Origin of the sequence: Propionivibrio sp., from assembly GCF_017995515.1 — a bacterium.
Taxonomy (GTDB): domain Bacteria; phylum Pseudomonadota; class Gammaproteobacteria; order Burkholderiales; family Rhodocyclaceae; genus Propionivibrio.
Window position 1 is genome coordinate 6,945 of sequence record NZ_JAGOIT010000079.1, and the last position, 9,289, is coordinate 16,233.

10 protein-coding genes and 2 pseudogenes are annotated in these 9,289 nt (G+C 63.3%); 6 read left to right on the forward strand and 6 right to left on the reverse strand.

The annotated features are described in order from the left end of the window. The 4 genes and pseudogenes from KBA32_RS12690 to KBA32_RS12705 form a co-directional block, all read left to right on the forward strand. Positions 1 to 197: CoA-binding protein (locus KBA32_RS12690; protein WP_294359462.1), on the forward strand; the 197-nt coding region annotated here is incomplete at its 5' end. A 22-nt stretch (positions 198 to 219) separates the two neighbouring features. Then, positions 220 to 528 carry a hypothetical protein gene (locus KBA32_RS12695; protein WP_294359464.1) on the forward strand — a complete coding sequence of 103 codons (309 nt, stop codon included), beginning with the start codon at positions 220 to 222 and terminating at the stop codon, positions 526 to 528. Next, entirely contained in the window at positions 525 to 971 is a 447-nt protein-coding gene (locus tag KBA32_RS12700) for a PaaI family thioesterase (RefSeq protein ID WP_294359466.1), read from the forward strand. Before KBA32_RS12695 ends, KBA32_RS12700 begins: the two co-directional genes overlap by 4 nt. Before the next feature lie 244 nt (positions 972 to 1,215). After that, positions 1,216 to 1,704 (forward strand): annotated as a pseudogene (locus KBA32_RS12705) (disulfide bond formation protein B). A 3-nt stretch (positions 1,705 to 1,707) separates the two neighbouring features. Here KBA32_RS12705 and KBA32_RS12710 read toward each other — a convergent pair. The 4 genes from KBA32_RS12710 to rng all read right to left on the reverse strand — a co-directional run bounded on the left by KBA32_RS12710 (position 1,708) and on the right by rng (position 5,621). Continuing rightward, the gene (locus KBA32_RS12710) at positions 1,708 to 2,682 is read right to left on the reverse strand and encodes an SLAC1 anion channel family protein (protein WP_294359468.1); all 975 of its coding nucleotides are present in this window, start codon (positions 2,680 to 2,682) and stop codon (positions 1,708 to 1,710) included. Between the two features lie 74 nt (positions 2,683 to 2,756). Further along, positions 2,757 to 3,401 (reverse strand): peroxiredoxin, encoded by a 645-nt coding sequence (locus KBA32_RS12715; protein ID WP_294359470.1) that lies wholly within the window; start codon positions 3,399 to 3,401, stop codon positions 2,757 to 2,759. A 241-nt stretch (positions 3,402 to 3,642) separates the two neighbouring features. Further along, on the reverse strand, positions 3,643 to 4,146 hold the full coding sequence (locus tag KBA32_RS12720) for a C40 family peptidase (protein ID WP_294359473.1): 504 nt from the start codon (positions 4,144 to 4,146) through the stop codon (positions 3,643 to 3,645). Positions 4,147 to 4,166: 20 nt separating this feature from the next. Continuing rightward, positions 4,167 to 5,621, reverse strand: coding sequence for a ribonuclease G (rng, locus tag KBA32_RS12725; RefSeq protein WP_294359474.1), 1,455 nt, complete (start codon positions 5,619 to 5,621; stop codon positions 4,167 to 4,169). A gap of 75 nt (positions 5,622 to 5,696) precedes the next feature. Between rng and yegQ the strand changes: the two genes are divergently transcribed. Both yegQ and KBA32_RS12735 read left to right on the forward strand, forming a co-directional pair. Further along, on the forward strand, positions 5,697 to 7,004 hold the full coding sequence (gene yegQ / locus KBA32_RS12730; RefSeq protein WP_294359476.1) for a tRNA 5-hydroxyuridine modification protein YegQ: 1,308 nt from the start codon (positions 5,697 to 5,699) through the stop codon (positions 7,002 to 7,004). Positions 7,005 to 7,011: 7 nt separating this feature from the next. Further along, positions 7,012 to 8,094, forward strand: coding sequence for a hypothetical protein (locus tag KBA32_RS12735; protein ID WP_294359478.1), 1,083 nt, complete (start codon positions 7,012 to 7,014; stop codon positions 8,092 to 8,094). A 3-nt stretch (positions 8,095 to 8,097) separates the two neighbouring features. Here the strand turns inward: KBA32_RS12735 and KBA32_RS12740 are convergent, their stop codons facing one another. Continuing rightward, entirely contained in the window at positions 8,098 to 8,544 is a 447-nt protein-coding gene (locus tag KBA32_RS12740) for an alkaline phosphatase PhoX (protein ID WP_294359481.1), read from the reverse strand. Positions 8,545 to 8,636: 92 nt separating this feature from the next. Further along, a pseudogene (locus KBA32_RS12745) lies at positions 8,637 to 9,140 on the reverse strand (PhoX family phosphatase); the annotation flags it as partial. Positions 9,141 to 9,289 lie beyond the last annotated feature (149 nt).

Sequence of the window (9,289 nt, forward strand, 5' to 3'; positions counted from 1 at the left end):
CCGTAGACACGGTCACGCTCTACGTCGGCCCGAAGCGCCAGGAGGGACTGTTCGAGCAGCTCCGGGCCATCCATCCCAGGCGCGTGATCTTCAACCCCGGCACCGAGAACCCGGACGAGTACGAAGGGCTGCGCGCCGCCGGCATCGAGCCGACGGAGGCATGCACGCTGGTGCTGCTGCGGACTGGACAGTTTTAATCAACAGAGAAGGAGCACGACGATGACACGCAATGGATTTGCCCCCGATCGATCGAATGGACGCGGTATGGGCGGACGCGGCAACGGTCAATGTCGCCGTGATGGCAGCGGATTCGGCCGCGGCTTCGGCCCCGGCACCGGATTCGGCCCCGGCACCGGATTCGGTGCCGGCCAGGGGCGGCGTTGCCGCTTCGAGGAAGCGGACGGGCAGTCGGGGTTCAATATCCGCAACAGGATCAGTGCGCCCCCGTTCGCGGCCGCAATCGCCCGTATCGAAGCGGCCATCGAAGACCTCAAGCGACAGATCAACGACCTGAGGCACAAGGCTTGAGTCGATCGCAGCAACCGAACGAAAGCACCGACGGCCTCAATCCGGCAGGCAGCCTCAACGTTGAGCGTCCCGCAAGCCACGCGCAATGCATGGCGTGCGGCGCGAACGCCGGCCTTGGTCTGCGTTTTCACACCTCGGGGCGGGGAATCAAAGCCTCGCTCCGGCTCAAACCCGAATGGCAGGGCTACGCCGGTGCGTTGCATGGCGGCATGACGGCCACCCTGCTCGACGCTGCGATGACACATTGTCTGTTCCATCAAGGCATCGAAGCGATGACAGCAGACTTGCAGATTCGCTATCTGGCGCCGGTTCCCTGTCCGGGGTCGATCGAACTCGAAGCACGCCTGGTCGAACAGCGCAAACTCGTCTACGAACTCGTCGCCGAGTTGCGCAGTGGCGGGGTCGTCAAAGCGCGCGCCAAGGCGAAGTTCATGCCGAAGTGAACGCCTCCGATGCAATCCAGGTAGGCGCCCGATGTCCGCTCAGAGTCTGTGAAAAGACTCAAAACCCACCACAGAGGCGCAGAGGCACCGAGGAAACGCGGAGAAAATCACGGTTTTCAATGGCTTTCTCTGCGAAAACTCTGCGTCTCTGTGTCCCCCAAGGGGATTTCCTGCGGGGCATCTCTGTGGTGGGTGTTTCGGCATTTATTCACAACCTCTCACTTCAACCGAATGGAGGACGAGCATGTTCACCACCCGCTCTCGCCGCGCCGTCTTCGGTCTCCTGGCGGCCGCTTCAAGCGGTCTGCTGGCCTCGGGACTGATGCTCGGCGAAGTCGTCCATCTCGAGCCGTGCTATCTGTGCAACTTCCAGCGCCTGCTTTATATCGTCATTGCGCTTCTCGCGCTCTGCGCGAGCCTGATCAATCGTTGGCCGCGCGTCTGGGGTTTGCTGATCGCGGCGGCCGCGCTCTGGGGTGTCGCCTCGGCGGCTGAACAGAGCTGGATGCAGTTCGTCCCGGATCAAGTGACCGAGTGCGGCTTCAGCGACCCGACGCTGGTCGAGACCATCGTCAATTGGCTTTCAGACAAATGACCGGCGATGTTCATGGTCACCGGCCTGTGTACGGTCAAGGACCGGGTCTTCCTCGGTCTTTCGCTGGCCAACGGGTCCGCCCTCTGCTTCCTGGCGCTGGCCGGCGTCGCCGTGTGGCAGGTACTGCGGCGCCGTTGATCGCTATTCCGGCACGCAGATCGCCTTGCGCCCGACAGCGCTCAACGTCTTGCGGACCAGCACGATGACGACCAACGAGACAATGGCGAGCAGCAGGCCGCCGAGCCAGACGAAGAACTCAAGCCCCGAGCGTTTGGCCATGACAAAGGTCGCAATCGTCATCGCCGCCAGCGGGAAGGAGTAGGCCCACGACGAAATGAAGAAGCCGCCCCGGATGAAACGCATCACATTGCCGCCGAGCAGTAGCGTAAGGAAGACCGCCGAGTAGTACAGGATGCGGGCGAATCCGTCGAGCGCTGGAACCAGATTGGCATAAGCGACGAACCCGACCGACGGCGGTGCGATCAGGATGAACAGCGTCGCCAGCAGGCGCGGCGGGATCGGGTCGTGAAAGATGATGCGGTAGAAGATGATCGTCATCAGCACGATCCAGAAGATCATGCCGACGCTGAAAAAGAACCAGCCGACTTCGGGCGAGACGAAATGCACGCCGCAGATCGGCACGAATAGGTTGCCGACGACCGGGATGAACCAGCCCGGATTGGCGTGCTTGATGTCGTAGTGCGTGTGGTACATCCAGCTGCTCAGAATGGCGAAGGTGAACAGCAGGTGGATCACGGTGCCGGCCGCCCACAGCCAGAACGCTGCTGATGGAGCTGCTTCCAGCCAGACGATGCCGAGCAGCAAAAGGCTGATCGAAATAGTCGGGAAGAAGTTGACGCGCACGGGATGCTTCCACTCGGCCGTCACTTCATTCGGATGGCGCACGAGTTTCACGCCATAGACGACCAGCAGGCCGACAAACAGCGCGCTTGAGAGCGCCGCGAGACTCTGCCAGACGATCGGCGAAGCGCCCAGCGCCAAGTGTGCCTTCTGCCAGGCAATCGCCAGCCCCGTCATCCCCATGACTGTTGAGAAGAAGGAAACCGGCAGGTGGGCCAGTCGGGATGGATTTGACTCCGGGTGCTCCGCGCTCATGCAATCTGCTCCATTGAAGTGAAACGGGGCGCCCGAATTGCGCGAACGGACGCCCCGCCGTGAAACGAAAACGCTTACAGGTTCTTTGTCGAGAAGTACCAATCGACCGTGTTATAGCCTTCCGAAGCACGCTTGTTGGCCGCTTCGGCGGTCTTCGGCGGCGGCACGATGACTGGCTTGCCCGGACACCAGTTTTCCGGCGTCGCCACGCCATTGGCGTCGGAGGTCTGCAGCGCCTGCAGCAGGCGCACGAACTCGTCGATGCTGCGGCCGTTGCTCATCGGGTAGTAAACCATGGCGCGCAGGATGCCATTCGGGTCGATGAAGAAGGTGGCGCGAACGGCCGACGTGTCGCCGGCACCCGGATGCACCATGCCATAGGCCCGTGCAACGTCCATCTTCAGATCCTCGATGATCGGGAACGGGATCTCGACGTTGAACTTCTCCTTGATGTTGCGCGTCCAGGCGAGGTGCGAGAACAGGCTGTCGATCGACAGACCGAGGAGTTCGCAACCCATCGAGTTGAAGGTCGGCGCGGCCTTGGCGAAGGCCATGAACTCCGTCGTGCACACTGGCGTGAAGTCGGCCGGGTGCGAGAAGAGGATCAGCCACTTGCCGCGGTAATCCTCAAGTTTTTTCTCGCCGTGCGTAGTGCGCGCGCAGAAGGCCGGTGCCGGTTCGTTGAGGCGCGGGAAACTGGGTTGCTGTGCATTTTCCATGGTGACGCTCCTTTTGATGAGAACTGCCTGAGAAAATTAGACATTGCTAATGTACAACGACAAACAATACAAATCAATGGGTTCTGATTAGTTTTTTTATCATATGCCAACATCCAGAAATAAGCACGGCGATTCTCCAGCGCCCCGAAGCCAACGAAAGGAGACGACGCCGAGTTGCGCGACGAACACGATCGCGGGCGTTCGCCCGGTGCGATTGCGAACCGCCAGGGAGAAGAAAACGCTAGTCGAAGTAGCTGCGCGCCGCCTCGAAACGCAGCGCGTAGTAGCGCGCGTTCAGCTGGTCGATGCGCACGCGGCCGTTGGTCGACGGCGCGTGGATGAAACGCTCGTCGCCAATGTAGAGGCCGACGTGCGAGAACGGCGCGTTGCGCGTGTTGAAGAAGACGAGATCGCCCGGACGCAGGTCGCTGCGGTTGATCGGACGCCCCTTGCGCGCGATGTCGGCGGCGCTGCCGGCGATCCGAAGTCCGGCCGCGCGGTTGTAGATGTAGGAAACCATGCCGCTGCAATCCAGCCCGGCTTCGGGGTTCTTGCCGCCGAAGCGGTAGCCGGTATCGATCAGACCGAGGGCGAACAGCGTCACTTCGTGTCCAGTCTCGCTGTACGCCGCACGCGGCGGCAAACCGGCCGAAGACTCCGGCGCCGGCGGCACGCTGCCGCAGGCCACCACTAGCGCCGCCAGCCCGCAGGCCAGCGCAGTCCGTATTCGCCCCAGAGTTTTCATGCCTGCGAGTATAGGCCCGATCACATCAGCACGATATCGTACTGTTCCTGCGTGTAGCTCGGCTCGGCCTTCAAGGAAATCGGCTTGCCGATGAAGTCGGAGAGCATCGCCAGCCCCTGCGACTCTTCGTCGAGGAAGATGTCGATCACCGATACCGCGCCGAGGATGCGGAACTCGCGCGCATTGAACTGGCGTGCCTCGCGCAGCAGTTCGCGCAGGATCTCGTAGCAGACGGTGCGCGCGGTCTTCACTTCGCCGCGCCCCTGGCAGGTCGGGCAGACCTCGCAGAGCACGTGCGCCAGCGATTCGCGCGTGCGTTTGCGCGTCATCTCGACGAGGCCGAGCGCGGTGAACCCATTGACCGTCAGGCGCGTATGGTCGCGCGCCAGCGCCTTGTTGAACTCGGCGAGCACGGCGCTCTTGTGCTCCTCGCTGTCCATGTCGATGAAGTCGGTGATGATGATGCCGCCGAGGTTGCGCAGGCGCAGCTGGCGGGCGATCGTCTGCGCCGCTTCGAGGTTGGTCTTGAACACCGTGTCGTCGAAGTTGCGCACGCCGACGAAGCCGCCCGTGTTGACGTCGATCGTCGTCATCGCCTCGGTCTGGTCGAAGATCAGGTAGCCACCCGACTTGAGGTCGACACGGCGGGCGAGCGCCTTCTGGATTTCATCCTCGACGCCGTGGAGATCGAACAGCGGGCGTTCGCCGATGTAGTGGTCGAGCAGCAGCTTGACGGTCGGCGTGAACTCGGTGGCGAAGGCGGAGAGCTTGCCGAAGTTCTCGCGCGAGTCGATGACGATGCGGTCGGTATCGGGATTCACAAAGTCGCGCAACACGCGCAGCCCGAGCGATAGCTCCTGGTAGAGCATGCTCGGCGGCGCCATCGTCTTGGCGTGCTCCTTGATGTCGCGCCAGATCTTGCGCAGATATTCGATGTCGTTGGCGAGTTCGGCCTCGGTCGCGCTCTCGGCCATCGTGCGTACGATGAAGCCGCCGGGTTCGTCCTCGGGCACGAGGCGGGTAATCTTCTCGCGCAGCGCCTCGCGCTCGGCCTCGTTCTCGATGCGCTGCGAAATGCCGATGTGCTTCTCCTGAGGCAGGTAGACGAGCATCCGTCCGGCCACCGAGATCTGCGTCGACAGGCGCGCGCCCTTGGTTCCGATCGGGTCCTTGATGACCTGCACCACGATGCTCTGGCCCTCGAAGACCATGCGCTCGATCGGCTTGGGCGCCTCGCCGTTCTGCCTGGCTTCCCAGATATCAGCGATATGCAGGAAGGCGGTGCGTTCAAGCCCGACGTCGATGAAGGCCGACTGCATGCCGGGCAGGATGCGCACGACGCGGCCGATGTAGACATTACCGACCAGCCCGCGGCTGGCGTTGCGCTCGATGTGCAGTTCCTGCACGGCGCCCTGATACATCACGGCGACGCGCGTTTCCTGCGGCGTAAAGTTGATCAGGATATCTTCAGGCATAAAATCAGTCAGTTAGTTGAATGCGGTTAAAATTCGGGTCGCCTGCATTCTACCCTTTCCCCCCAAGAAGCCTCCATGCCTGTTTCCGCCCTGAAATCCCCTGAATTGCTCGCTCCCGCCGGTTCTCTGGCGATGATGCGAAACGCCTTCGCCTTCGGCGCCGACGCCGTCTATGCCGGGCAGCCGCGCTACAGCTTGCGCGTGCGCAACAACGAGTTCGGCAGCCTCGAAACGCTGGGCGGCGCCATCGACGAGGCGCACGCGCTCGGCAAGCACCTCTACGTCGTGAGCAATGTGCTGCCGCACAACGTCAAGGTCAGGAGTTACCTCGCCGACATGGCGCCAGTCGTCGCGCTCAAACCCGACGCGCTGATCATGGCCGACCCCGGCCTGATCGACCTCGTGCGCGAAAGCTGGCCGGAGATGCCTGTTCATTTATCTGTACAGGCCAACACCGTCAACTTCGCCGCCGTGCGCTTCTGGAAGAAGCTCGGCATCTCGCGCATCATCCTCTCGCGCGAACTGTCGCTCGACGAAGTCGCCGAGATCCGCCAGGAGTGTCCGGACATCGAACTGGAAGTCTTCGTGCACGGCGCGCTGTGCATCGCCTACTCGGGGCGCTGTCTGCTTTCCGGCTATTTCAACCACCGCGACTCGAACCAGGGCACGTGCACCAACTCGTGCCGCTGGGACTACAAGGTCAAGCCCGGCACGGAAAACGCTGCCGGAGACGTACAGTTTAATGCACATACAAGCAACCCCGCCGGCAAGGTCTGGCTGCTCGAGGAGCAGGAGCGTCCGGGCGAACTGATGCCGATCGAGGAAGACGAGCACGGCACCTACATCATGAATTCCAGGGACTTGCGCGCCATCGAGCATGTGCAGCGCCTGGTCGAGATTGGCGTCGACTCGCTGAAGATCGAAGGCCGCACCAAGTCGCCGTACTACGTCGCGCGCACGGCGCAGGTCTACCGCCAGGCGATCGACGACGCCGTCGCCGGCCGGCCGCTCGACCCGAAGCTCCTGGGCGAACTCGAAGGCCTGGCCAATCGCGGCTATACCGACGGCTTCTACCAGCGCCATCATGAACACGAAATGCAGAACTACCTGCGCGGCCATTCCGAGTCCGGCCGCAGCCTCTACGTCGGCGACGTCATCGGCTGGGACGCGGCGCGCGGGATGGCGGAAATCGAGGTCAAGAATCGCTTTGCCGTCGGCGACCGCATCGAAGTCATCCATCCCTCCGGCAATTTCGAGATCACGCTGGAGCGCATGGAGAACGCCGAAGGTGCGTCGATCGACGTCGCGCCGGGCAACGGCCACCGCGTATGGATGCCGCTGCCGGTCGAGTTGCCGGGTGCGTTGCTGGCGCGCTTTGTCTGAACCTGCGATGTCACACCTCTTCGTCGACATCTCCTCGCACGGCCTCGGTCATCTGGCGCAGGTCGCGCCGATCCTGAATGAACTGACGCGCCGCCGTCCTGACCTTCGCCTGACGATCCGCAGCGGCGTGCCGATCGAGAAGCTGCGTGCGCGCATCTGCAGTGACTTCACGCACATCGCCGTGCGTAGCGACTTCGGCTACGTCATGCTCGACGCCGTGCGCATCGACTTTGCGGCGACCGCAGCGGCCTACCGCACGCAGCACGCGAACTGGGCGCAGCGCGTCGCGGAAGAAGCTGGGCAGCTCGCCGCGCTGGGGGCCGACCTCGTCTTGACGGACGTCGCCTACCTGCCGTTGGCCGGTGCCGCACAGTCCGGCATTCCTTCGCTCTCGATGTGTTCGCTCAACTGGGCCGATCTATTTGCCCACTACTTCGGACACGAGCGCTGGGCGCTGGGGATCCATCGGCAGATGCTCGATGCTTACCGCAGCGCCGAAGCTTTCCTGCGCCTGAAACCGGCGATGCCGATGACGGAATTTCCGCGCCGGCAGACCGTTGCCCCAGTTGCGGCCGCAGGGCAGGATCGCCGCGCCGAATTGCGCGAACGGCTTGGCGTCGCGCCCGAAACCAATCTGGCACTGGTCGCATTCGGCGGCTTCGACAAGAGTCTGGGCGCGGAGCAGTGGCCGCAGACTCCCGGATGGCACTGGCTGATTCCCGAAAGCTGGCCGATCCGCCGCAAGGACATGGCGGCGACCGAGCCGCTCGGAATCACCTTCCCCGATCTCTTGCGCAGCGTTGACCTCGTTCTCACCAAGCCCGGCTACGGCACCTTCGTTGAGGCGGCGTGCAACGGCACGGCAGTCCTCTACCTGCGCCGTGACAACTGGCCCGAGCAGGATTGCCTGATCGAGTGGTTGCAGGAGAACGCCCGCTGCCGCGAAGTCAACGAAACCGAACTCGCGTCGGGCGAACTGCCCGGCTTGCTCGATACGCTGTGGCGGCAAGCCCGCCCGCCGTTACCGGTGGCGCGCGGTGCAGAGGAAGCGGCGGCGCTGATCGAGCGCCACCTGCCTTTAAAGCGATGAGACTCAGCCGCCGATCACGCCGCCATCTTCGCGCGTGATGGCGACAATCGACGGACGCGGCGGCACCCGGCGGACGGCGTCGAAGTCCGGCCAACGCGTCGAGGGGTTGTCGAAAGTCGAGTCCTTGTACTCACCGGGGTGCTGGACGGCAACGAACAAGGTCTTGTTGTCCGGCGTGAAGGCCGGACCGCACATTTCGGCATCCTTCGGAACCGCGTAGAAGAACTTGGTCAGGCCACGCCCGGCGCCATTCACGTCGCAGGCATAGACGCCATCCGGGATGCCCGTCGTGCGCTGCGACGATCCCTGGTCGGTCGTGATCCACAGGCGTCCCCGATTATCGAAGGTGCAGTTGTCCGGTGCCGCCAGCCAATTGCCGACCTTCTGCGTGTCCGGGTGGTACTTGGCGCCGTGCTCCGGCTTGGCGGGATCGCCGGCGAGCAGCAGCACTTCCCAGCGGAACCCATCGGCCGTGTGCAACGCCCGGCGCGGCGCGTGTCGATCAGCACGTCGGCCTGGCTGTTGAAGCCGTTGGCGGACGTCAGCGGGCCTTGGCCGAAGACCAGCGGCAGCCAGCGCAGCGTGCCCTGGTCGTCGAACTTGGCGACGGACAGGACGCCGTCGTCGAGCAGGTCGCGATTGGCGGCCGGGTTGTTCGGCACGAACTTCTTCGTGGTGACAAAGCGGTAGATGTATTCGAAGGCCTCGTCGTCACCCGAGTAGACCACGACACGGCCGTCCGGGGCGACGACGCAGGTCGCGGCTTCGTGTTTGAAGCGGCCCAGCGTGGCGCGCTTGATCGGCGTCGATTTCCGATCGTAGGGGTCGATCTCGACGACCCAGCCGAAGCGGTTCGGCTCGTTCGGATTCTTCTCGATGTCGAAGCGATCAAAGCCCGGTAGGGTGTGCAACGCCAAGCGTTGCGCACGCGGCTTGAATCGGCGCAATGCCCTTCGGTTATTGCGTCCTTGGCGATGGGCGTGCTTGGCGACATGTTCGCTGCCAGGGCTGACCTCGACGCCCAGTACCTGACGCAGGCTGGCCATGAGGTAGGGGTGGCAGGCATGGGACGGGCGTCCCGGTTTTCTTGGGTTGTAGCCGATCACCGCGCCTTCCTGATGGCCGTAGAGCGGCTTGATGGTCGTATCCACCTCCAGTATCCACGGCACATCAAGCAGCGGTGCGACGCTGGCGC